Below are 23,151 nucleotides of genomic sequence, written 5' to 3'. Positions count from 1 at the left end.
GTGCGGCCCGGGTGTTAGCCCCGGCCGTGTACAGCCCGGGTGTTAGCCCCGTACGGCCGGTGTCGCGGCTTCTTCGGGCCCCGCCATCCGCTGTTCGACTCCCGCGTTGCGTGCCTGTGCCTTCGCCGCCAGCGCGCGTGCCGCCGCGTTGAAGCGCTCGATCGACGAGGGGTCGTCGGGGCCGAGCAGGTAGCGCTTCAGCTCGCGGCGGTCGGCCGCCAGCCGGTCGGCCGCGCGATCGGCCACCGCGGCGAGCAACTGGCCCAGTTCCGCGGCGCTGTTGGAGAGGATCACGGCTGCCCGCACCGCGGTGTTCTGCCGCTTGAACTCCTCGGCGCCCAGACCCGCCGAGTCGGTCACCGCGTACGGCTTGCCGCTCGCGATGAAGTCCGACACCACGCTGGAGATGTCGGAGACCATCGCGTCCGACTCGTTGAAGCAGTCGTAGAGCCGGGGCTCGGCGCCGCCGATGACACGGTGCTCCCACCAGCCGAAGGAGCGCCAGTACGCGCCGTTCCACTCGTCCCGCAGCCGGGTCAGCTCGGCCAGCCGCGCCGGGTCGGCCTTGGCGTCGCGCGACTCCTCCGCCTCGTCCCGGCTCGCGTCGGCGACCGCGGACAGCGCGGTCAGCCGCGCCTCGATACGGGTCAGCTCGGCCCGCGCCGCCGTCCGGTCGGCACGGAGCTCGGCGGCCCGCTCGGCCCAGCGGGCGTCGGTGGCACGCTCGGCGGCGGCCTTCTCCAGCAGCGCGACGATCCGCTCGTGCGCGGCCTTCGCCTTGGGGCTGCGGGTCCCGGTGAAGGGGTGCGGCTTGTAGAGCACCCGAACGGGTGGCTCCGCGGTCAGCAGCGCCTTGACGATGTTCTCGCCGGCCGCCACCAGCGAGGTGTTGCCGGGGCTGTCGTCCCAGCCCTCCCAGGTGGGGGCGTACAGCACGGTCGGAATCGGGTTCCCCGAAGCGCCGCCGGCGTCGGCCCCGGTGCCGCCCGCCGGCCGGATCGGGGCGAGCTGCGGACGGCCCACCTCGACGATGTCCTCGTCCCGCACCCCGACATCGGCCAGCGCGTACCGGTCGCGCCCGGCCCGGCCCGCGGTCCACACCTCGTCGTACGCCTTGCTGAACGGATTGACGCTGGCGAGCTTGTCGCTGTCGCCGTGCCCGATGAAGACATGCCGCATGGTCGGAACGCGCAGCATATGGATGTTCTTGCCGACATTCGCCGCGTACAGCGCGACCCGTACGGTCGACAGGTCCAGGTTCATCAGATGCACCCCGCCGGGCACGCACAGCACCGGCACGGCCGTCGGCCCGAGCTGCTGCGCTATGACCCGCTCACGCAGCACGATCAGCGGCCGCCCCTCCAGCTCGCCCATCGTCTCCAGCCACATGTTGACCTGGTACGCGGACTCCTTGGAGCCGGAGAAGTACAGCATCACGGTCGGCCGGTAGTCGGCGAGCCAGCCGTCCACCGCCTTGAGCACCTTCTCGGCGGGCGGTACGAGCCGGCTCGGGCGCAGATACGGCAGCAGTCCCATGACATAGCCCGCGGCCAGCGCCACCGACAGACCCAGGCCCGCGAAGCCGTACAGGTTGTCCCGGGTCTCCAGCGTCACCAGCACCCCCACCATGGCGAAGACGTCCAGATGGAGCATCTTCTCGGCGGAGCGGTTGAGCAGCCAGCGCGGCGGGGCGTCCGGGATCCGCAGCGCGCCCAGGTCGATGTTGCGGGTGACCACGGGCAGCTTACGGCGCAGCCTGAGCAGGGTGACGATCGCGCCGTGCGGGGCCTGGAGCCCGTAGAACGCCAGCACGGCGACCACGGTCACATAGAAGATCCGGTCCTCGCCGAGCCCCGAGCGCGCGACCAGCAGCACCAGCAGCATCTGCCGGATCAGAAAGCGGATCGACAGACCGGCGCGCACCTTGGCGAGCCGGTTCACCAGATAGCTGCCGCGCTGGTGCAGAAAGGTGTCCGCGAGATAGGTCACAGCGGCGGCCGCCGCGAAGAACCAGAGTTGGGGAAGTATCGCGGCGACCATCACGCACGGGAAGGAGATTCCCAGCAGAAGTGCGGCTGCCAGCTCTGCTCCGCTGCCCACACGGGCCAGGCGAATGGCTGTCGAAATCACGGAAAACCTGCTCCAGACCGCGGAAGAACGAGCAAATGGATAAACGGGAAAACGGGGATTATTTCACATCTTCCTGACGGTCCAGTACGGCGGCGAGCGCCTGCTCGAAATCGGACGCCTCGGAGGCGCCCCGGGTCGGATCCTGCTGCCGTACGTCGATGACATGGCCGGTCAGCTCGGACAGCAGCACATCGAGCGAGGTCCTGGCGACCGCCTCGGAGGAGAGCAGCGATCCCTCGGGCTCCTGGCCGAACGCCCTGGTGCGCATCGGGGTGGCCGTGCGCTCGGGATTCACGCAATTGACCCGGATCCCGTCGGCCGCCCATTCGTCGGAGAGCGCCTGGGTGAGATTCACCATGGCCGCCTTCGTGGACGAGTAGAGGCTGTACTCGGCGCGCCCGCGCGTATAGCTGCTGGAGGTGTAGAGCAGGAGCTGGCCCTTGGTCTCGGAAAGGTATTTGTACGAGGCGCGGGCGATCTGCACCGGCGCCAGATAGTTGACGTTCAGCGCTTCCTGAATGGTGGTGTTGTCCGTCTCGGCCAGCTTGCCGATACGGAGCACTCCCGCGGTGTTGACGACGTAGTCGATACGGCCGGTCTCGGCATAGGCGCGGGAGAGCGCGTCGTCGACATGTTCCGGGTTCTCGACATGCGTACCGGTCGTGGAGCGCCCCAGCGCGTAGACCGCGGCGCCGAAGTCCTGCGCGAGCTGCGCGATGTCCGCGCCGATGCCGTACGAGCCGCCGAACACGACCACCGTCCTGCCGGTCAGCAGCTCCCGGTACGAGTCGTCCGAGGACTGCTGCGGGGCGGTGGCGGAGGCGAGCTGGAAGAGCTTGTCGGCGATGAAGACATCGACCGGCTGCGTCACCTTCATATTGAACTCGTCGCCCGCCACCACATGGATCGGCACGTCCGGCAGATACCTCAGCACCACCGAACAGTCGTCGGTCGCCTGGAAGTTGGGGTCACCGGCGGCGATCTCGTACGCCCTGCGGATGGTGGAGAGCTTGAACGCCTGCGGGGTCTGGCCGCGCCGCAGCCGGGACCGGTCGGGGACGTCCGTGATGAACTCGCCGTCCTCGCCGTGCGTACGGGTCACGATGATCGTGTCCGCGGACGGGATCGCCACATCCACGGCCTGGTAGCGCTCCAGCGCCTCCACACAGTCCTTGATCACATGCTGCGAGAGCAGCGGGCGCACGGCGTCGTGGAAGAGGACATTGCGGTCCTCGCCGTCCGCCAGACCCTCGCCGAGGGCCGCGATGGCGCGCTCGGTGGTCTCGTTCCGTGTCGAGCCGCCCTCGATGATCCTGCTGACCTTGGCGAGACCGGCCTTGGCGACGATCTTCTCCACGTCCGGCACATAGCCGGGAGCCATCAGCACGATGACATCGTCGATCGAGTCGCTCCGCTCGAACACCGACAGTGTGTGCTCGATGACCGCCTTCCCCGCGATCTTCAGCAACTGCTTCGGGATCGACAGGCCCACTCGCTGACCGGTGCCGCCCGCCAGGACGACGGCGGTGGTACGGGGCTTCGCGGGCGACGCGGAAGTTGCAGACACAGAACTGACCTACCTTGCGGGCTCAGAGGATGAGGCGATGGTCCCACCCGCGGCAATCCTCTCGCAAGGTGGACCACAGCCCAGCGACATCGGCCCGCAACCCCTGATTCACCTGGGAACACTAGTACACCCCCGGTTCGACACCGAAAACCGGGCGTGAGGGACACCACACGAAAGGGGCGGTCACGGCGAAAACGCCATGACCGCCCCTGCGGAACCAACTCTGCGGCCGGACGGCCTAAGAAACGGCCCAAGAACCAGCCCGTCCGGCGACTGAGGACACCCCCGAGGACGCCTCTTCAGAAGAGGACACCTCTTTAGAAGGGATGGAACGCGTCGTACTCCCGCTGCGCCTCGTCCCGCTCCGCGTCCCGGTCCCTGCGCCGCTGCGCGGCCGGCCGCGGTGCCTCGAGACGGTGGTCCTCGCCACGCCGTCCGAGCATCTCCGCACCCGCCATCATCGTCGGCTCCCAGTCGAAGACGACCGCGTCGTCCTCCGCCCCGATGGCCACTCCGTCGCCCGCCCGCGCACCGGCCTTCATCAGCGCGTCCTCGACCCCGAGCCGGTTGAGCCGGTCCGCGAGATAGCCGACGGCCTCGTCGTTGTTGAAGTCGGTCTGGCGCACCCAGCGTTCGGGCTTCTCGCCGCGCACCCGGTAGATCCCGTCGTCCTCCAGGGTGACGGTGAACCCCGCGTCGTCGACGGCCTTGGGCCGGATGACGATCCGGGTCGCCTCTTCCTTCGGCTTCTCGGCGCGCGCCCGCGCGACGATCTCGGCGAGCGCGAACGACAGCTCCCTGAGCCCCGAATGGGCCACCGCCGACACCTCGAAGACACGGTAGCCGCGCTGTTCGAGCTCGGGCCTGATCATCTCGGCCAGGTCCCGGCCGTCCGGGATGTCGACCTTGTTGAGGACGACGACCCGCGGCCGACCGCCCAGACCGCCGTACTGCGTCAGCTCCTCCTCGATCACATCGAGGTCGGTGACCGGGTCGCGGTCGGACTCCAGCGTCGCCGTGTCCAGCACATGGACGAGCACCGAGCAGCGCTCGACATGGCGCAGGAACTCCAGCCCCAGACCGCGCCCCTGGCTGGCGCCCGGGATCAGCCCCGGGACGTCCGCGATGGTGTAGACGGTCGAACCGGCCGTGACCACGCCCAGGTTGGGCACCAGCGTGGTGAACGGATAGTCCGCGATCTTCGGCTTGGCCGCGGAGAGTACCGAGATCAGCGAGGACTTGCCGGCGCTCGGATAGCCGACGAGCGCCACATCGGCGACCGTCTTCAGCTCCAGCACGACCTCGCCCGCCGTGCCGGGCTCGCCGAGCAGCGCGAAACCGGGGGCCTTGCGCCGGGCCGAGGCCAGCGCGGCGTTGCCGAGCCCGCCCCGGCCGCCCTCGGCGGCGACATAGGTGGTGCCCTGCCCGACCAGGTCGGCGAGGACATTGCCCTGCCGGTCGAGGACGACCGTACCGTCGGGCACCGGCAGGACCAGGTCCTGCCCGTCCTTGCCCGAGCGGTTGCCGCCCTCGCCGGGCTTGCCGTTGGTGGCCTTGCGGTGCGGCGAGTGGTGGTAGTCGAGCAGGGTCGTGACGGACTGGTCGACGACCAGGATCACATCACCGCCGTGCCCGCCGTTCCCGCCGTCCGGGCCGCCGAGCGGCTTGAACTTCTCCCGGTGTACGGAGGCGCAGCCGTGGCCTCCGTTACCCGCGGCGACATGCAGCTCGACGCGGTCCACGAAGGTGGTCATGGGGTGCCTCCCGTACGTACGTACATCTCTGACGCGTGCAACGTGCGAAGGGCGGACCCGCTTCCCGGCCGGGAAGTGAGGTCCGCCCTCGCGAGGTGAAACGCTCTGCCACGCGGTGCTGACGAACAGCCCCGCCGGGCAGAGGAGAACCGCTCTACGGCTGCCGGATTACTCGGCGACCGGAACGATGTTCACAACCTTGCGGCCACGGCTGGTGCCGAACTCCACCGCGCCCGGGTTCAGCGCGAACAGCGTGTCGTCGCCGCCGCGGCCGACGCCGGTGCCCGGGTGGAAGTGCGTGCCGCGCTGGCGGACGAGGATCTCACCGGCGTTGACGACCTGACCGCCGAAGCGCTTCACGCCGAGCCGCTGAGCGTTCGAGTCGCGCCCGTTCCGGGTGGACGATGCGCCCTTCTTGTGTGCCATGTCTCCTCAGTCCCTTACTTCGCGGCCGCGGGGATACCGGTGACCTTGATCGCCGTGTACTGCTGACGGTGACCCTGGCGACGGCGGTAGCCGGTCTTGTTCTTGTAGCGCAGGATGTCGATCTTCGCGCCCTTGTGGTGGTCCACGACCTCGGCCGTGACCTTGATGCCGTCCAGCACCCACGGGTCGCTGGTCACGGCATCGCCGTCGACCACGAGCAGGGTCCTGAGCTCCACCGTGTCGCCGACCTTGGCGGTGGAAATCTTGTCAACCTCGACGATGTCGCCGACAGCAACCTTGTGCTGGCGGCCACCGCTGCGCACGATGGCGTACACGCGGATCTCACTCTCGCTCGGAACGGAACCCCTGATGCCAGCCGCCCGCACGGGCCGGGGCCCATGGCGGTCCTGAGAGGACGAGCGGCCTCCCCCGGAGTCCGGGAGGTGGGTGCTCAGGAGTGGGCGCGCACAGGAGCACGCCGAAGGTTCAGACTACGGGCCCGCCCTCGGGAGGGTCAAACCAGCCCCCTCACGTCGTACGGGCCGGCCATGCGGCCGGCCCGTGCGACGTCGGGAAGGTGCCCGTCCAGCGTCCGGGGCCTCAGTCCTCCGTGGTGGCGCTGACGCCCGAGGGCGTCTGCTGCTCCGCCGCCGCGGTCTTCTTCGCCGCCGACTTCGCGGCCGTCTTCTTGACCGTCGTCTTCTTCGCCGCGGCCTTCTTGGCCGTCGTCTTCTTGGCGGCGGCCTTCTTCGTGGTGGCCTTCTTGGCGGCGGTCTTGCGTGCCGTCTTCTTGGCCGGTACGGACGCCTCTTCCGGAGCATCCTGGGCGCCCGCGTCCTGGGGCTCCGCCGCGGACGACGTCCCGGCGGCCCCGTCGGAGCCGGCGGCGGCCTCCTCGGACCTGTCGGACGTGGCGCCCGACGCCACCACCACGACCGCTCCGTCCTCCCCGCCCGACGGCGGTCCCGCCGGTGCGGTGACCTTGCGGGTCACCCGGCGCCGCGCCCGCGGCGGAGCCACGGCCGGCGCCTCCTCGGCGACGGCCACGGGCGCCCCGGCCCCGGCCGTCTCGGCGGCCACCAGCTCGGACACCAGCTCGGGTCCGGCCGGCGCGGGTACGGTCTCGGGCGCGGGCAGCACCACCTCGGCCACCGCCGCCGCGTCCACGGCCTTCGGCGAACCGGCCGGAGCCGTCGCCTTGCGTGTGGCCCGGCGGCGCGTACGGGCCTTGGGGACCTCCGCCGCTTCCACCAGCGCCTCGGGCTCGGCCTCCGGCGCCGACAGCACGGCCTCGACCTCGGCAGGCACCTGCGGCTCCACGGCCTTGGGCACGCCGGCCGGAGCCGTCGCCTTGCGGGTGGCCCGGCGCCGCGAACGGCCCCGTACCGCCGCCTCCGCCTCGGCGACGCTGCTGTACAGCTCCTCGTCCGGAGCGAAGGCGGGCTCGGCCAGCGCGGCCGGAGCCGCCACCTCCGCCGCGACCTCCGCCTCGCTCTCGTGCTCGGCCTCGGTCTCGGTCTCCGCCACGATCTCCACGGGCTCGTGCTCATGGTCGTGCTCGTGGTCCGCACCGGCTCCGCCGCGACCGCGCTTCTTGGACCGCTTGCCGTTCCCGCCGCCACCGGCCGCCGTCGGCTGTTCCATGTGCACGATCACACCGCGGCCGTTGCAGTGGACACAGGTCTCGGAGAAGGACTCCAGCAGCCCCTGCCCGACCCGCTTCCGGGTCATCTGCACCAGGCCCAGCGAGGTGACCTCGGCGACCTGGTGCTTCGTACGGTCACGGCCCAGGCACTCCAGCAGCCGCCGCAGCACCAGATCCCGGTTGGACTCCAGCACCATGTCGATGAAGTCGATGACGACGATCCCGCCGAGGTCGCGCAGCCGGAGCTGGCGCACGATCTCCTCGGCCGCCTCCAGGTTGTTCCTGGTGACGGTCTCCTCAAGGTTGCCGCCCTGCCCGGTGAACTTCCCGGTGTTGACGTCGACCACGACCATGGCCTCGGTCTTGTCGATCACCAGCGAACCGCCGCTGGGCAGCCAGACCTTGCGGTCCAGCGCCTTCATGAGCTGCTCGTCGATCCGGTACGTCGCGAAGACGTCGACCTCGCTCGTCCAGCGCGACAGCCGGTCGGACAGGTCCGGCGCGACATGCGTGACATAGCCGTGGATGGTCCGCCACGCCTCGTCACCGCTCACGATGACCTTGGTGAAGTCCTCGTTGAAGATGTCGCGGACGACCCGGACGGTCATGTCGGGCTCACCGTAGAGAAGGGTCGGCGCGTTGCCGCTCTTCGCCTTCTTCCTGATGTCCTCCCACTGCCCCTGGAGCCGTTCGACATCGCGGCGCAGCTCGTCCTCGCTGGCGCCCTCGGCGGCCGTACGGACGATCACGCCCGCGTCCTCGGGGACGATCTTCTTGAGGATGGTCTTCAGCCGCGCCCGCTCGGTGTCGGGCAGCTTGCGGCTGATACCGGTCATTGAGCCCTCGGGCACATAGACCAGATAGCGGCCGGGCAGCGACACCTGGCTGGTGAGCCGGGCGCCCTTGTGCCCGATCGGGTCCTTCGTCACCTGGACGAGTACGGACTGGCCGGACTTGAGGGCGCTCTCGATCCGGCGCGGCCCGTTGGCCATGCCGAGCGCCTCGAAGTTGACCTCACCCGCGTACAGGACGGCGTTGCGCCCCTTGCCGATGTCGACGAAGGCGGCCTCCATGGACGGCAGTACGTTCTGCACCTTGCCCAGGTACACATTGCCGACGTAGCTAGTGGCCTGCTCCTTGTTGACGTAGTGCTCGACGAGCACGTTGTCTTCGAGGACGCCGATCTGGGTCCGCTCGCCGCTCTGGCGGACGACCATCACACGCTCGACGGCCTCGCGGCGGGCGAGGAACTCCGCCTCCGTGATGATCGGCACCCTGCGGCGGCCCTGCTCGCGCCCCTCGCGGCGGCGCTGCTTCTTGGCCTCCAGCCGGGTCGAGCCCTTGATGGACTGGACTTCGTCACCGCTGGTGCCGGCCTCGGTGTCCTTGCCGCGCCGCTCGCGCGGCTCGCGGACCTTGACGACCGTACGCTCCGGGTCGTCACCGCCCGAGTCGGCCTCGGCGGCTCCGTCACCGCTGCGGCGGCGACGGCGACGGCGGCGACGGCTGCTGGACGAACCGCCGCCCCCCGAAGATTCCGACGACTCGGCTGCTGCCGCGTCCTCGTCCTCGTGCTCCTCGTCGTCGCTGTCGCTCGCGCGGTCCGTGTCCTCGGCGGCGGACTCGTCCTGCTGCTCGTCCGTGGTCTCGTCGGCCTCGGCGGACTCGCCACGGCGACGGCGCCGGCCGCCCCTGCGGCGACGGCGCGAGGGCCGGTCCTCGTACTCGTCGGAGTCGTCGCCCTCGGCGGACTGCTCCGCCTCGGCCCCGGACTCGTCCGCCTGCTCACGGAGCGTGTCCTCCACGGCCGGCGCGCTCTCGACGGGCTCGGCGTGCTCGCCGCGGCGACGGCGCCGACGGCGGCCGGACGGCTCCGGCGCGGCGACCGGCTCGGGCGCCGAGACGCTCTCGTGCACGGGGTCGTCGGCGTCGTCGGTGTGGTCGGCGTAGCGGTCGTCGAAGTCGTCGACGGCCGGGTCGGTGTCGTACGTGTCGTCGTACGCGGGCCGGACGGCGGCGGCAGCGGCAGCCGCGGTCTCCGGCGTCTGGAACATCGGCTCCGTGAAGACCGGCGCCTGGAAAACGGCGACGGCGGGCCGGACGGTGCGGCGGCGCGTGCGCTCGGGCGCCTCGGCCTCCTGCACCGCCGCGGCGGTCACCGGCTCGGGCTCGGGCGCGGTCTCCGGCGCGGTGACCCTGCGGCGCGTACGGCCACGACCTGCGGCCTTCTCGGCGGCCCTGACCTGCTCCTCGTCGGCGCTGATCTGCGCGACCGTGTCCTGCGGCAGACCCTCGCCCTGCTGGTTCTCGCTCGCCTCGGCGCCCGGCGCACCGGCGGGCGCGGTGGCCCTGCGGGCGCGACGGCGCGTACGAATGACCGGCGCGGGCTCCTCGGTGACGGCCTCGGCGGACCCTGCCTGCTCGGCGGCGGCCTCGGGAACGACGGTCACGGCCTGCTCGGCGGCGGGCTCGCTGGCGGTGGCCTCGGGCGCGGTGGCCTTACGAGTGGCACGCCGCCGGGTACGGGTCGCGGGCGCGGGCTCGGCGGCGGGCTCCTCCGACACGGCGGCCTCGGCGGCCTCGGCGGTCACCTCGGGAGCCGCGGTCTTACGAGTCGCACGCCGCCGGGTGCGCGGCGCGGCGGGCTCCGGCGCGGCGGCCTCCTCCGGTACGACGGCCGCAGCGGTCTCGGCGGGCTCAGCGGCCGCAACCGTCTCGGCACTCTCCGTACTCTCCGTCGCGGTCACCTCCGGAGCCGGGGCCGCGACCTTGCGCGTCGCACGACGGCGCACCCGCGGCGGCGCGGGCTCCTCGACGACGACGGCAGCGGCTGCCTCGGTCTCCTCGGCCTCGGCGGGTTCCACGGCCACGGCCGCCTCAGCGGCCGGTATGGCCGGCACGACCGTCTCGGCCGCGCTCACGGCCTCCGCCGCCTCGGCCCCGGCCGGCGGCCCGGCGGGCCGGGACGCGGCGCGGCGCCTGCGGCGCGGCGGCAGCGTGTCGCTGGGGGTGTCGTTCTGAACCGGCTGGTCGCTCTGGTCGCTCTGCGCTGCCTGCTCGCTCTGCGCCGACTGCTCGGTCTGTTCGTTGTCGGTGGTGTCCCCGGGCGTCCCGGGTTCGATGGGCTCAAGCATGCGGGGGTTTCTCCCGTCACGCTCCCGGGCGCCGCGCCTGGTCCGGTCCGGCCGCGGCCCGCGCAGTGCGCGAATGCCGCCGTCCGGGGCGCGGGCGCCGCACGGGAGCTGTTATGTCTGGCTCGCCGGTTCCCTGCGCGCTGTACGCACGGCCTGGCGAAAGTCTTCTGGTCATCGCGCGGCCCGACCCAGGTGGCTCCCGAGTCCCAGGGCTGCGCTACAACGACCGCCTACGCGGAACCTGCACCTTCCGGCGCCTTCGCGGCGGCGAGTACGGCGGCCTCGGATGGGGCGGGCCGCACTGCCTCGCGGTCGGGCGCGAGCGGGTCGGTCACCGTGCCGGACTCCTCGTCGAAGAGCCCCTGCGCCAGCCTGGTCACCGCAGCGGGGACCGGCGGCGCCAGGTCGGCCACAGCTCGGAGACCGGACAGGACGTCGTCGGGTCGTACGGCGGGTGTTGCGTGCCGAACAACCAGGCGCAGTATCGCACAGGGCGCGTCCCCCGGCCTATCGGCCTGTGGACGACCCGCCTCCAGTGAGATCACGGCGGACCGTGCGTCGAAGGTCCGCAGACCGCTCTTCGTACGGCGCTCCACCTCGACCGACCCGGCCGCGAGGAACGCCGCCACGGCGCGCTCGGCCGCCTCGGGCTCAACCCCGTCCAGCCGCAGCTCCCACACGGAAGCGGTCAGCCGGTCGGCGAGCCCCGACGTACGGGCCTCGACGGCGTCGATGATGTCGAGCCCGGCCGGCAGCGACTCGTCGAGCAGCTCGCGCAGCCTGTCCGGGTCACGGGCCTCCGCCAGGGCGATCTCCAGGAACTCGGCCTCGCTGCCCGTGCCGGTGGGTGCGGCATTGGCGTACGACACCTTCGGATGCGGAGTGAACCCCGCCGAGTACGCCATGGGTACGTCGGCGCGGCGCAGTGCCCGCTCGAAAGCGCGCTGGAAGTCACGGTGGCTGGTGAACCGGAGGCGGCCTCGCTTGGTGTAGCGCAGTCGGATGCGCTGCACCGCCGGTGCGGGCGGCGGACCTTCGGGCTGTCGCTTGCCCAGTGCTTCTTCTCCTCGGTGCGGGCGGTACGCGGTGACGCGCCGCCCTCGGACATGGGGGCCATCCCCCGGGGACGATCGTTGTACTACCCAGAGTACGCGCACGGGCCCCCAGGAGTTCCCCAGGCTCGTGGCCCCCTGGCCGCTCCGTATCGCTGACGACCGACGGACACTGACGGATGTCGACTGCGTGACGACCGTCAGCTACGGCTGATGTGACCTACTTGACGACCGTCAGCGGCAGCAGCTTCTTGCCCGTCGGGCCGATCTGGATCTGCGTGTCCATCTGCGGGCACACACCGCAGTCGAAGCACGGCGTCCAGCGGCAGTCCTCGACCTCCGTCTCGTCGAGCGCGTCCTGCCAGTCCTCCCAGAGCCAGTCCTTGTCGAGACCGGAGTCCAGGTGGTCCCAGGGCAGGACCTCCTCGTAGGTGCGCTCGCGCGTGGTGTACCAGGCGACGTCCACGCCGTACTCCGGCAGGGCCTTCTCCGCGCAGGCCATCCAGCGGTCGTACGAGAAGTGCTCGCGCCATCCGTCGAAGCGGCCGCCGTCCTCGTACACCGCGCGGATCACCGCGCCGATGCGCCGGTCACCCCGGGAGAGCAGGCCCTCGACGATGCCGGGCTTGCCGTCGTGGTAGCGGAAGCCGATCGAGCGGCCGTACTTCTTGTCGCCGCGGATCTTGTCCCGGAGCTTCTCCAGACGCGCGTCGGTCTCCTCGGCGCTGAGCTGCGGCGCCCACTGGAACGGGGTGTGCGGCTTGGGCACGAAGCCGCCGATCGAGACCGTGCAGCGGATGTCGTTCTGCCCGGAGACCTTGCGGCCCTCGGCGATGACCTTGACGGCCATGTCGCCGATCTGGAGGACGTCCTCGTCGGTCTCGGTAGGCAGGCCGCACATGAAGTACAGCTTCACCTGGCGCCAGCCGTTGCCGTACGCGGTGGAGACCGTACGGATCAGGTCCTCCTCCGAGACCATCTTGTTGATGACCTTGCGCATCCGCTCGGAGCCGCCCTCGGGCGCGAAGGTCAGCCCGGACCTGCGGCCGTTCCTGGTCAGCTCGTTGGCCAGGTCGACATTGAACGCGTCGACACGGGTGGACGGCAGGGAAAGGCCGATCTTGTCGTCCTCGTACCGGTCGGCGAGACCCTTGGCGATGTCGCCGATCTCACTGTGGTCGGCGGAGGACAGCGAGAGCAGCCCGACCTCCTCGAAGCCGGTCGCCTTCAGCCCCTTCTCGACCATCTCGCCGATGCCGGTGATGCTGCGCTCACGCACCGGGCGCGTGATCATGCCGGCCTGGCAGAAGCGGCAGCCGCGCGTACAGCCGCGGAAGATCTCCACGGACATCCGCTCATGGACGGTCTCGGCGAGCGGTACGAGCGGCTGCTTCGGGTACGGCCACTCGTCGAGGTCCATCACGGTGTGCTTGGACACCCGCCACGGCACACCCGACCTGTTCGGTACGACACGGGCGATCCGGCCGTCCGGCAGGTACTCGACGTCGTAGAAGCCGGGGACGTACACCCCGCCGGTCTTCGCGAGCCGGAACAGGACCTCCTCGCGCCCGCCGGGCCTGCCCTCGGCCTTCCAGGCGCGGATGATCTCCGTGATCTCCAGGACGGCCTGCTCGCCGTCGCCGATGACCGCGCAGTCGATGAACTCGGCGATCGGCTCGGGGTTGAAGGCCGCGTGGCCGCCCGCGAGGACGATGGGGTGGTCGACGGTACGGTCCCGGGCCGCGAGCGGGATACCCGCGAGGTCCAGGGCGGTGAGCATGTTCGTGTAGCCCAGCTCGGTGGAGAAGCTCAGCCCGAGGACGTCGAAGGCGGAGACCGGCCGGTGCGAGTCGACCGTGAACTGCGGGACCCGGTGCTCGCGCATCAGCGCTTCGAGGTCCGGCCAGACGCTGTACGTACGCTCCGCGAGCACGCCCTCGCGCTCGTTCAGTACCTCGTACAGGATCATGACGCCCTGGTTGGGCAGCCCCACCTCGTACGCGTCCGGGTACATCAGCGCCCAGCGGACATCGCAGGAGTCCCAGTCCTTGACGGTGGAGTTCAGCTCGCCGCCCACATATTGGATCGGCTTCTGCACATGCGGGAGCAGGGCTTCGAGCTGTGGGAAGACCGATTCAGGCATCACAGATCTTTCGTGGACCGGGTGGGTGGACCGGGTGCGTGGACCAGACGGCCGGACCGAGTGGACCGGCGAGGCTGGCCATCCAGCGTACCCCGGCACCACCTCGACCCCGACCCGTCGCCAAAGCCCCCGCCGAACCGCCCGTCAGCCCGCGCCGCGGGCTTGCTCAGCCCGCGCCGACCCCCCGCTCGGCCCCCGCTCAGCCGCTCAGATCCGCCCGCAGCCGCGCCGCCGACGCCTTCTCCCACACCCTCGGCAGCTCCCGCTCCCTGCGCTCCGCCTGGGCCTCCTCGTGCCCGTACAGCAGCCCCCAGGTGAACGCCGGCTCGCCCGCCGCGTGCGCCTGGATCGCGAGGCCGCGCAGTGCCTCGCGCGCCACCACGCTGTCCTGGTGGTCGCCGAGGACGTTCTGTACGGTCTTCATCCGCTTGACGAACCGCTTGGCCGGCTTGCCCAGCGCGGGCCCCGCCGCCTCGGCCGCGTAACGGGCGCGCTTGGCCGCCTTGCGGGCGTTGTGCAGGGCGATGTCCCGCTCCTCGCCGGGCGGCAGCGCGAGCGCCTCCTCGACCCGGCCCGCCAGCCGCCCGTAGTCCTTGATGACCGCGGCGGGCAGCACCTTGCCGGGCGCCCCGGCCGCGGCGGCCCGCAGCGGCGGGTCCGCCAGCAGCGCGTCGACACGGTCGAGCAACGCGAGGTAGCGCTCGCTGTCGAGCACGCCCACGGTCCTGCTCCGCGAGCCCGCCCTGCGCCCGGCGTTCCAGGCCCTGAGCCGGCCGCGCACCGGCCCGAGCAGCAGGGTCCTGGGCACTTCGCCGACCCGGGCCAGCAGCCGTTCGTTGAGCACCTCCTGGTCACGGTCGATGCCCAGCTCGGCGGCGAGCCACTTCAGCTCCTCGCCGATCGGGTCGGTAACCGACCGGTCGATGACCTTGCCGTACGTACGGAACGCGGAGCGCATCCGGCGGGTGGCGACCCGCAACTGGTGCACGGAGTCCGGGAGGTCGCGGCGGATCGCAGGGTCCTGGGCCACGATCGCGTCGGCCTGGACCCGCAGATAGGCAAGCACATGGTCCGCCGCGGTGCCGGCCGCTCCCCCGGCACCGGCCTTCCCGGCCTTCCCCGCCTTCTCCCCCGGTACCTTCCCGACCGTCTCGGCCAGCGCCCTGCTCAGCTTCGAGCCGACCTCCGAGGGCCGCAGTCCCGCCTTGCGCAGCGTCTTCTCCACCGCGTCCAGCACCGCCGGATCGGCGTCGTCCCCCAGTTCCACCTCCACCTCGGTCCAGGCGGTGGCGGCGGGCTGTCCGTCGACGGGCTCACCGGCGAGGCGTTCCGCCCGTACGGCGTCGACGCTCACCTCGGCGAGCAGGGTGCCCTCCGTATCCACCAGATGGGTGAGGTCGCGGGAGGACCGCAGCCGTACGAGAGGTGCCAGCTCGGCGTCGCGGACCCGGGAGCGGACCAGCCCGTACAGCTCGCGCGGGACGCTCTCGGTCAGCGGGGCCCGGATCTCGTCCCGGATGCCGGTGGAGACCGGGAACTTCAGATGCCAGCCCTCGTCGGCGCCGCCCGTTCTGCGGCGGAGGACGAGCCGGTCGGCGGCGAGGCGCAGATCGGGGGTGTCGTAGTAGACCGCGTCCAGCTCGACGACGCCCTTGGGACGGACCCGGGACACCCCCTTGACCCCGGTCAGATCCGGCATCTCGAAGGACCCGTCGGGCGCGCCACCCTTGGCCGCGCGGCTCCGCCCGCCCTCGGGAAGCTCGTACTTCCGCTCGATCTCTCGCTTGGTGTCCGCCATATACCGAATTTAGTCGCAGGAACCGCCCCCGGGCAGCCCCTGCGACCCCAACAGCCCATTCACACCGCTCACGCCGACATCGGCCGCTGTACGCGGATCGACTGGAGCAGCCCCACCGCTATCCACACGGCGAACATCGAGGTGCCTCCGTACGACACGAAGGGCAGCGGCAGACCCGCCACCGGCATGATCCCCAGCGTCATCCCGACATTCTCGAAGGACTGGAACGCGAACCAGGTGATGATCCCGGCCGCGATGATCGTCCCGTACAGCTCGGTGGTCTCCCGCGCGATCCGGCAGGCACGCCACAGCACCACACCGAGCAGCAGCAGGATCAGCCCCGCGCCGACGAATCCCAGCTCCTCGCCGGCGACCGTGAAGACGAAGTCGGTCTGCTGCTCGGGCACGAACTGCCCGGTGGTCTGCGAGCCCTTGAACAGCCCGGTGCCGGTCAGTCCGCCCGAACCGATCGCGATCCGCGCCTGGTTGGTGTTGTAGCCGACGCCCGCCGGGTCCAGCTCCGGGTTGGCGAAGGCCGCGAAGCGGTTGATCTGGTACTCGTCGAGCAGCCCGAGCGCCGCGACCGTGACCGCGCCCGCCGCCCCCGCTCCTATCAGCCCGAAGATCCACCGGTTGGACGCGCCCGAGGCCAGCAGCACCCCGAGCACGATCACCACCATGACCATCACGGAACCGAGGTCCGGCATCAGCATCACGATGGCCATCGGCAGCACCGCGACGCCGAGCGACTTCGCGACGGTCCAGTGGTCCGGATGGATCTGGTCGCCCGCGTCCACCCGGGCCGCCAGCATCATCGCCATCCCCAGGATGATGGTGACCTTCACGAACTCGGACGGCTGGAGCGAGAAGCCCCCGGGAAGCAGGATCCAGGCGTGCGCGCCGTTGATGGTGGCGCCGAGCGGGGTGAGCACCAGCACGACCAGGATGACCGACAGCCCGTACAGCGCCGGCACCGCGCCCCGCAGGGTGCGGTGCCCCAGCCAGATCGTGCCGATCATCAGCACGACCCCGATACCGGTGTTCAGCAGGTGCCGCAGCAGGAAGAAGTACGGGTCGCCCTGGTTGAGCTGGGTGCGGTTGCGGGTCGCCGACCACACCAGCAGCGAGCCCAGCAGCGACAGCGCCAGCGCCGAGAAGAGCAGCGGCCAGTCGAGCCGGCGCGCCATCGAGTCACGGGCCGCGAGCCGCGTCCACGCCCCCCGCTTCGGACCGTATGAGGAGACCGAGAAGCCACCTGTGCCGGCCATGGCTCAGTCCCTTCGTGCGGTGACGAGCGCGGGCGGGCCCGCGAGCGTCTGTTCGTCCAGCGGTTCCTTGGGCGGGTCGTACGGCAGGATCTTCGGCGCCTCGATCTGACCGTCCGGCAGGATCTTCGGCAGTTCCGTGCGCGGCTCCGGCATCAGGGCCTTGCTGATGTCCTGCTTGCCCTTCGGGTCCAGTCCGTACATCGCTTCGTAGATCTTCCGTACGGCGGGACCGGAGGCCCCGGAGCCGGTACCGCCCTGGGAGATGGTCATGACGATCGTGTAGTCGCTGGTGTACGAGGCGAACCAGGAGGTCGTCTGCTTGCCGTAGACCTCGGCCGTACCCGTCTTGGCGTGCATCGGGATCTGCTTCTGCGGCCATCCGCCGAACCGCCACGCGGCCGAGCCGGTGGTGGTGACCGCCGCGAGTGCCTTGTCGATCTGGTCCCGCGTCTTCTGGTTCATCGGCAGCTTGCCGTGCGACTTGGGCTCGATCTTCCTGACGTGCTTGCCGTCGGCGCTGACGATCGCCTTGCCGACGACCGGGTTGTAGAGGGTGCCGCCGTTGGAGATCGCCGAGTAGATGGTCGCCATCTGGATCGGGGTGACGAGGATGTCGCCCTGGCCGATCGAGTAGTTGACGGAGTCACCGGCGCGCATCCGGTTGCCTTCGAGGCAGCCTTCGTAGGCGAGCCGCTGGATGTAGGTGCCGCCCTTCTTGCCCTGCTTGCACCAGCCGTCCTTGTTGGCCTCCCAGAACTTCTGCTTCCACTCGCGGTCCGGGACCCGGCCCGTGACCTCGTTGGGGAGGTCGATACCGGTCTCCTTGCCGAGGCCGAACAGATGGGCCGTCGTGTAGAACCAGTTCTTGGCGTCCTTCTTGGGCTTGAGGCCGCCGTCCTTGATCCACTCCTTGTGCGCGAGACCGTAGAAGACGGTGTCGCAGGAGACTTCGAGCGCCTTGCCGAGGGTGATGCTGCCGTAGCCGCGGGACTCGAAGTTCTGGAAGGTCTGGCCGCCGATGCTGTACGAACTGGGGCACGGGTAGTTCCCGTTGAAGTTGTACCCGGCCCTGACCGCGGCGGTCGAGGAGACCACCTTGAAGATCGAGCCGGGGGCGGCCTGGCCCTGGATGGCCCGGTTCAGCAGCGGGAAGTTGGACTTCTTGCCGGTGAGCCTGGCGTAGTCCTTGGCGGAGATGCCGCCGACCCACGCGTTGGGGTCGTACGTCGGCTGGGAGGCCATCGCGACGACGCGGCCGGTCTTCGCCTCCATGACGACGACGGCGCCGGAGTCCGCCTTGTAGTGGGTGTTGGTGTTGCGGTCCATCTCCTTGCGGGCGGCCTTCATGGCCTCGTTCAGCTCGTACTCGGCGACGGCCTGCACCCGCGCGTCGACGGACGTGACGACATGGTCGCCGGGCACCGCGACATCGCTGCGCGCCAGCCCGATGACCCGGCCCAGGTTGTCGACCTCGTAGCGGGTCACCCCGGCCTTGCCACGCAACTCCTTGTCGTACGTACGCTCAAGGCCGGAGCGGCCGACCTGGTCGGAGCGGAGGTACGGCGAGTCCGTGTCCTGCGCCTTGGTGATCTCCTCGTCGGTGACGGGCGAGAGATACCCCAGCACCTGGGCGGTGTTGGCGAGTCCGGGCGCGGTGTAGCGGCGTACGGCGGTGGGCTCGGCGGTGACGCCGGGGAAGTCCTCGGCGCGCTCGCGGATCTGGAGGGCCTGCTGGGTGGTGGCCTCGTCGGTGACGGGGATCGGCTGGTACGGGGAACCGTTCCAGCAGGGCTGCGGGGTCTTGGAGTCGCAGAGCCTGACCTTGTCCATCACTTCCTTGGGTTTCATCCCGAGGACATCGGCCAGCCGGGTCAGGACGGCCTTGCCGCCGTCCTCCATCTTCATCAGCTCCGTACGGCTGGTGGAGACGACGAGCCGGGTCTCGTTGTCGGCGAGCGGCACGCCCCGGGTGTCGAGGATCGAGCCGCGCACGGCCGGCTGCACGACCTGCTGTACGTGATTGCTCTTGGCCTCGTCCGTGTACTCCCGGCCGTTGCGCACCTGGAGGTACCAGAGCCGTCCGCCGAGGGTGAGAAGCAGGGAGAAGACAAGGACCTGGATGACCATCAGCCGGATCTGGACCCGCGGGGTCCGCCCCGTCTCCGGGATGTTGCTCACAGCCGCCTGACCCCCTTGATACGTCCCGCCCTCGCCGCACGGTTACGGGCGGCCTTGACCCACAGTCCGCCGCGCTGCCCGCCGATCCGCAGTCCGGTGCCGGAGGCGAGCCAGGACGCGGTGACGTCCGAGCCGCCGGTGCTCTTGTTGTTCTCGGTACCGGCGAGCGGATCGTTCTCGGCGCGTCTCGCCAGCCACATGACCAGCGGAATGGTGAACGGCGCGAGGAGCAGATCGTAGACGGCCGCGGTGAACAGCAGGCTGCCGAGGCCCACATGGCGGGCGGCGGTGTCCCCGACGAGGGCGCCCACCGCCGCGTACAGCAGGGTCGAGCCGACCGCGGCGGCGACGACCGCGGTCATCGGCCCGAGCGCCGATCTCATCTGGCCCTTCTCGGGCCTGGCGAGCCCGGCCAGATAGCCGATCACACAGAGCACCAGGGCATAGCGCCCCGCCGCATGGTCGGCGGGCGGCGCCAGATCGGCCAGCAGCCCGGCGCCGAAGCCGATGAGCGCGCCGCCGACATGCCCGTACGCGAAGGCCAGCGCGAGGACGACGAGCAGCATCAGATCGGGCACGGCACCCGGGAGCTGGAGCCGGGAGAGGATCGAGACCTGGACGACCAGGGCCACCACAACGAGCGTGGCCGAGAGCAGAATCCGGTTGAAGCGCATGGGAATCAGCCCTACTCGTCGTCGTCCGCTTGGGCGTTGTCGTCGGCGGCCGGATTGTCAGGCGGATTCGCCTGCGGATCGGCCTGGGGGTTCGCGGGCGGGTTGGCGGGCGCGACACCCGTGCCGTTCCCGGGGTCGTTCCCGTCGGCCAGTTCCGCGGCGTCGCCGTTGGCTTCGAGGTTGCCCTCCGGCGACGGCGTGACCGTCACAGTGACGGTGGGCGTCGGCTCTGCCCTGGGCTTGGGCGGCAGCACCGTGTCGCGCGGATCCGTCCTGGGCGCCTCGACCACCACACCGACGATGTCGAGCTTGGTGAACCCGACGAACGGCCGTACGTAGATGGTCCGGGTGAGATTCCCGCCGGACGGATCGACCCGTACGACCTCGCCCACCGGCACCCCGGGCACGAACGGCTTGTCCCTGCTGGACCCGAAGGTCACCAGCCGGTCGCCCTTCTTCACCTTCGACTTGCCGTTGAGGAGCTGCACGGACAGCGGCTGGTCGCCCTGCCCGGTGGCGAAGCCGAGTTCGTCGGTCGTCTCCATCCGGGTGCCGACCGTGAAGTCCGGGTCGTTGGCGAGCAGTACGGTCGCGGTGCTCGGGCCGACCGTGGTGACCCGGCCCACCAGACCGTCCCCGTTGATGACCGTCATGTCGCGCTGGATGCCGTCGTCGGCGCCGGCGTCGATCGTGACCGTCCAGGAGAAGCCCTGCGCGGCTCCTATGGCGATGACTTCGGCGCCCTTGATGCCGTACTGGCCCGCGCCCGCCTTCTTGAGCATCTTGTCCAGCTCGCGCACCCGGCTGTTGTTGCGGGCGTCGCTGCCGAGCCGCTGCTTGAGTGCGGTGTTCTCCTTCTGGAGAGCGGCGATACGGTCGTGCCGCGCGCCGGAGTCCCGTACGGCTCCTATGGCGTTGCCCACCGGGTCCACCGCGGCCGCGACACCGTTCTCCACCGGGCCGAAGACCGCCGCGGCGGCCCGCCGCGCGCCGTCGACCGGGGACCCCTCGCCCCCGCGGATGTCCACCGTGATCAGTGCGAACGCGATGGCGATCAGCAGCACCAGGAGCAGCCGGCTCTCTCGTGTGTCCCTCACGTGCGGCGGCCGTGCCTTCCTCGTAGGAATGTTTCAGCGTGGATCGGGGATATCGGCGGTCCGCCGTACGGAGGGTCCGGGGGAGCGGATTCCGTACGGCGGAGCGGGGAGCGTGTCACCGACGGGGCTGGGCGTCCAGCACCTGCTGGAGCGCTTCGAACTCCTCGACACACTTGCCGGCTCCGAGCGCGACGGAGTCCAGCGGGTCCTCGGCGATATGGATGGGCATTCCGGTCTCGCGGCGCAGCCGCTCGTCCAGACCGCGCAGCAGCGCGCCTCCGCCGGTGAGCACGATCCCCCGGTCCATCACATCGCCGGACAGCTCGGGCGGGCATTTGTCGAGGGTGGTCTTCACGGCGTCGACGATCGAATTGACGGGCTCTTCAATGGCCTTGCGGACCTCGGCGGCGGAGATGACCACGGTCTTCGGCAGTCCGGAGACCAGATCACGGCCGCGGATCTCGGTGTGTTCGTCCTTGTCGAGGTCGTATGCGGAACCGATGGTGATCTTGATGCTTTCCGCGGTGCGCTCACCCAGAAGGAGCGAGTACTCCTTCTTGATGTGCTGGATGATCGCGTTGTCCAGCTCGTCACCGGCGACCCGGATCGACTGCGCGGTGACGATTCCGCCGAGCGAGATCACCGCGACTTCGGTGGTGCCGCCGCCGATGTCGACCACCATATTGCCGGTGGCCTCATGGACCGGGAGACCGGAGCCGATGGCCGCGGCCATGGGCTCCTCGATGATGTGCACCTGCCGCGCGCCCGCCTGCGTGGACGCCTCGATGACGGCGCGGCGCTCGACCCCCGTGATGCCCGAGGGCACACAGACGACGACGCGCGGCCGGGCGAGATAGCGGCGCTTGTGGATCTTGAGAATGAAGTAGCGCAGCATGCGCTCGGTGATTTCGAAGTCGGCGATCACGCCGTCCTTCAGCGGCCGGACGGCGACGATGTTGCCGGGGGTCCGCCCGATCATCTTCTTGGCTTCGGCGCCGACCGCGAGAATGCCGCCCGTGTTGGTGTTGATGGCGACGACGGACGGCTCGTTGAGTACGATCCCCCGGCCTCTGACGTACACCAGCGTGTTGGCGGTCCCGAGGTCGACAGCCATGTCACGGCCGATGAACGACATGTTGTTCCCCATGAGGATGCGTCTGGCCTTCCCAAATAGAGGCTTTGATGGCTTCTCAGGATGGCGAGGTGGGTGCTTGGAGTGGAGGCCTACATCGTAGTCACGCCTGTGCGGCGTCTGCTCGCTGGGCCGGTCCGCTAGAGCTCGTTAAGAGTGACGAAGTCTCGGTCCGATGCGTTCCCTCAACGGTCCCGCATATGCCCAAAGGCGACCGAATTCCTTCGGTCGCCCCAGGCTGCCGGCCTCGTTCGGCTGACAGGAGGTCAGGAAAGGCCCGGGAAGAAAATTTTCAGTTCCCGAATGGCGGACTCCTCCGAGTCCGAGGCATGGATCAGGTTCTCCCGGACGATGGTGCCGAAATCCCCCCGGATGGACCCGGGTGCCGCGGCGATCGGGTCAGTGGGACCGGCGAGGGCGCGCACCCCCTCGATGACCCGCTCGCCCTCGACGACCAGGGCGACGACCGGGCCGGAGGCCATGAAGGTCAGCAGCGGCTCGTAGAAGGGCCGGCCCTTGTGCTCGCCGTAGTGTGTCTCCAGCGTGTCCTGGTCGAGCGTGCGCAGCTCCAGAGCGGTGATCGTCCACCCGGCCTTGCGCTCGATACGGCCGATGATCTCGCCGATGAGCCCGCGCCTCACCGCGTCGGGCTTCAGGAGGACGAGAGTGCGCTCGGTCACGGTACAGGCTCCTTCATGTGCGGAATGCGGGACTCAGAGGCTACAGGGCCCGGCCCGCCTCGATTACACAGCGTCAGCCTCTGCCGAGGCCTGTCCTGGGGCGGATACGGAGGTCCCGGCGGGCTCCCCCGGCTCCCCCGCCTGCTCCGCCCAACGCGCCTTCGCCTGGTCGATCACCCGCCCGTAGTGCACCGACGCCCACCACAGCGCCGCGAAGACCGCCCCCAGCACGAACATCACCGGCACCACGAAACCGCTCGCGACCAGCGCGATCTGGAGCGCCCAGCCGAGCTGCACACCGCCGGGCCGGGTGATCATCCCGCACAGCAGCAGACACAGCAGCATCGCGACACCGCAGACCGTCCACACCGTCCCCGTCGACAGCCCGTCCGACTTCATGGCGACCAGACCGGCGAAACCGATCACGAAGACCTCGGCGAGCAGTGTCGACGCGCAGAGCGTTCGCATGGAAT

16 protein-coding genes are annotated in these 23,151 nt (G+C 70.3%); all 16 read right to left on the bottom strand.

The window, feature by feature from the left end:
- Positions 1–42 precede the first annotated feature (42 nt).
- On the bottom strand, positions 43–2,130 hold the full coding sequence (locus tag KQY30_RS24185) for a hypothetical protein (RefSeq protein ID WP_217308626.1): 2,088 nt from the start codon (positions 2,128–2,130) through the stop codon (positions 43–45).
- 58 nt (positions 2,131–2,188) lie between these two features.
- The gene (locus KQY30_RS24180; RefSeq protein WP_217308625.1) at positions 2,189–3,697 is read right to left on the bottom strand and encodes a bifunctional cytidylyltransferase/SDR family oxidoreductase; all 1,509 of its coding nucleotides are present in this window, start codon (positions 3,695–3,697) and stop codon (positions 2,189–2,191) included.
- A 317-nt stretch (positions 3,698–4,014) separates the two neighbouring features.
- Positions 4,015–5,451, bottom strand: coding sequence for a GTPase ObgE (obgE, locus tag KQY30_RS24175; RefSeq protein WP_217308624.1), 1,437 nt, complete (start codon positions 5,449–5,451; stop codon positions 4,015–4,017).
- Between the two features lie 168 nt (positions 5,452–5,619).
- On the bottom strand, positions 5,620–5,877 hold the full coding sequence (gene rpmA, locus KQY30_RS24170) for a 50S ribosomal protein L27 (RefSeq protein WP_217308623.1): 258 nt from the start codon (positions 5,875–5,877) through the stop codon (positions 5,620–5,622).
- 14 nt (positions 5,878–5,891) lie between these two features.
- On the bottom strand, positions 5,892–6,212 hold the full coding sequence (rplU, locus tag KQY30_RS24165; RefSeq protein ID WP_046498608.1) for a 50S ribosomal protein L21: 321 nt from the start codon (positions 6,210–6,212) through the stop codon (positions 5,892–5,894).
- 265 nt (positions 6,213–6,477) lie between these two features.
- Positions 6,478–10,656 (bottom strand): Rne/Rng family ribonuclease, encoded by a 4,179-nt coding sequence (locus KQY30_RS24160; RefSeq protein ID WP_217308622.1) that lies wholly within the window; start codon positions 10,654–10,656, stop codon positions 6,478–6,480.
- Positions 10,657–10,886: 230 nt separating this feature from the next.
- Positions 10,887–11,669, bottom strand: coding sequence for a TIGR03936 family radical SAM-associated protein (locus tag KQY30_RS24155; protein ID WP_217308621.1), 783 nt, complete (start codon positions 11,667–11,669; stop codon positions 10,887–10,889).
- A gap of 259 nt (positions 11,670–11,928) precedes the next feature.
- Complete coding sequence (locus KQY30_RS24150) at positions 11,929–13,854, bottom strand: TIGR03960 family B12-binding radical SAM protein (protein ID WP_217308620.1); 1,926 nt, start codon at positions 13,852–13,854, stop codon at positions 11,929–11,931.
- Positions 13,855–14,050: 196 nt separating this feature from the next.
- Positions 14,051–15,649: a CYTH and CHAD domain-containing protein gene (locus tag KQY30_RS24145; protein WP_217308619.1), complete on the bottom strand. Its 1,599-nt coding sequence runs from the start codon at positions 15,647–15,649 to the stop codon at positions 14,051–14,053.
- A 68-nt stretch (positions 15,650–15,717) separates the two neighbouring features.
- Positions 15,718–16,917: a rod shape-determining protein RodA gene (gene rodA / locus KQY30_RS24140; RefSeq protein WP_217308618.1), complete on the bottom strand. Its 1,200-nt coding sequence runs from the start codon at positions 16,915–16,917 to the stop codon at positions 15,718–15,720.
- A gap of 3 nt (positions 16,918–16,920) precedes the next feature.
- Positions 16,921–19,095 carry a penicillin-binding protein 2 gene (gene mrdA / locus KQY30_RS24135; protein ID WP_217308617.1) on the bottom strand — a complete coding sequence of 725 codons (2,175 nt, stop codon included), beginning with the start codon at positions 19,093–19,095 and terminating at the stop codon, positions 16,921–16,923.
- On the bottom strand, positions 19,092–19,769 hold the full coding sequence (gene mreD / locus KQY30_RS24130; RefSeq protein WP_217308616.1) for a rod shape-determining protein MreD: 678 nt from the start codon (positions 19,767–19,769) through the stop codon (positions 19,092–19,094). The genes mrdA and mreD overlap by 4 nt, the downstream gene beginning before the upstream one ends.
- A gap of 11 nt (positions 19,770–19,780) precedes the next feature.
- Positions 19,781–20,866, bottom strand: coding sequence for a rod shape-determining protein MreC (gene mreC, locus KQY30_RS24125; RefSeq protein WP_217308615.1), 1,086 nt, complete (start codon positions 20,864–20,866; stop codon positions 19,781–19,783).
- A gap of 115 nt (positions 20,867–20,981) precedes the next feature.
- A complete protein-coding gene (locus KQY30_RS24120) occupies positions 20,982–22,001 on the bottom strand; it encodes a rod shape-determining protein (RefSeq protein ID WP_046498926.1) in 1,020 nt (339 codons plus the stop codon).
- Between the two features lie 263 nt (positions 22,002–22,264).
- On the bottom strand, positions 22,265–22,678 hold the full coding sequence (gene ndk / locus KQY30_RS24115; protein ID WP_046498902.1) for a nucleoside-diphosphate kinase: 414 nt from the start codon (positions 22,676–22,678) through the stop codon (positions 22,265–22,267).
- A gap of 63 nt (positions 22,679–22,741) precedes the next feature.
- Positions 22,742–23,146, bottom strand: a complete 405-nt coding sequence (locus KQY30_RS24110) for a DUF4233 domain-containing protein (protein WP_217308614.1) — start codon at positions 23,144–23,146, stop codon at positions 22,742–22,744.
- Positions 23,147–23,151 lie beyond the last annotated feature (5 nt).

The sequence above is a fragment of the Streptomyces sp. GMY02 genome, assembly GCF_019056675.1.
GTDB lineage: Bacteria > Actinomycetota > Actinomycetes > Streptomycetales > Streptomycetaceae > Streptomyces > Streptomyces odonnellii.
This window is presented reverse-complemented; position numbering and strand designations above follow the sequence as displayed.

What these genes read in the sequence shown, in the direction of transcription:
- obgE (WP_217308624.1), bottom strand. Translation starts at nt 5,451, where the DNA reads ATGACCACCTTCGTGGACCGCGTCGAGCTGCATGTCGCCGCGGGTAAC.
- rpmA (WP_217308623.1), bottom strand. Translation starts at nt 5,877, where the DNA reads ATGGCACACAAGAAGGGCGCATCGTCCACCCGGAACGGGCGCGACTCG.
- KQY30_RS24160 (WP_217308622.1), bottom strand. Translation starts at nt 10,656, where the DNA reads ATGCTTGAGCCCATCGAACCCGGGACGCCCGGGGACACCACCGACAAC.
- KQY30_RS24145 (WP_217308619.1), bottom strand. Translation starts at nt 15,649, where the DNA reads ATGGCGGACACCAAGCGAGAGATCGAGCGGAAGTACGAGCTTCCCGAG.
- rodA (WP_217308618.1), bottom strand. Translation starts at nt 16,917, where the DNA reads ATGGCCGGCACAGGTGGCTTCTCGGTCTCCTCATACGGTCCGAAGCGG.
- mreD (WP_217308616.1), bottom strand. Translation starts at nt 19,769, where the DNA reads ATGCGCTTCAACCGGATTCTGCTCTCGGCCACGCTCGTTGTGGTGGCC.
- KQY30_RS24120 (WP_046498926.1), bottom strand. Translation starts at nt 22,001, where the DNA reads ATGTCGTTCATCGGCCGTGACATGGCTGTCGACCTCGGGACCGCCAAC.
- KQY30_RS24110 (WP_217308614.1), bottom strand. Translation starts at nt 23,146, where the DNA reads ATGCGAACGCTCTGCGCGTCGACACTGCTCGCCGAGGTCTTCGTGATC.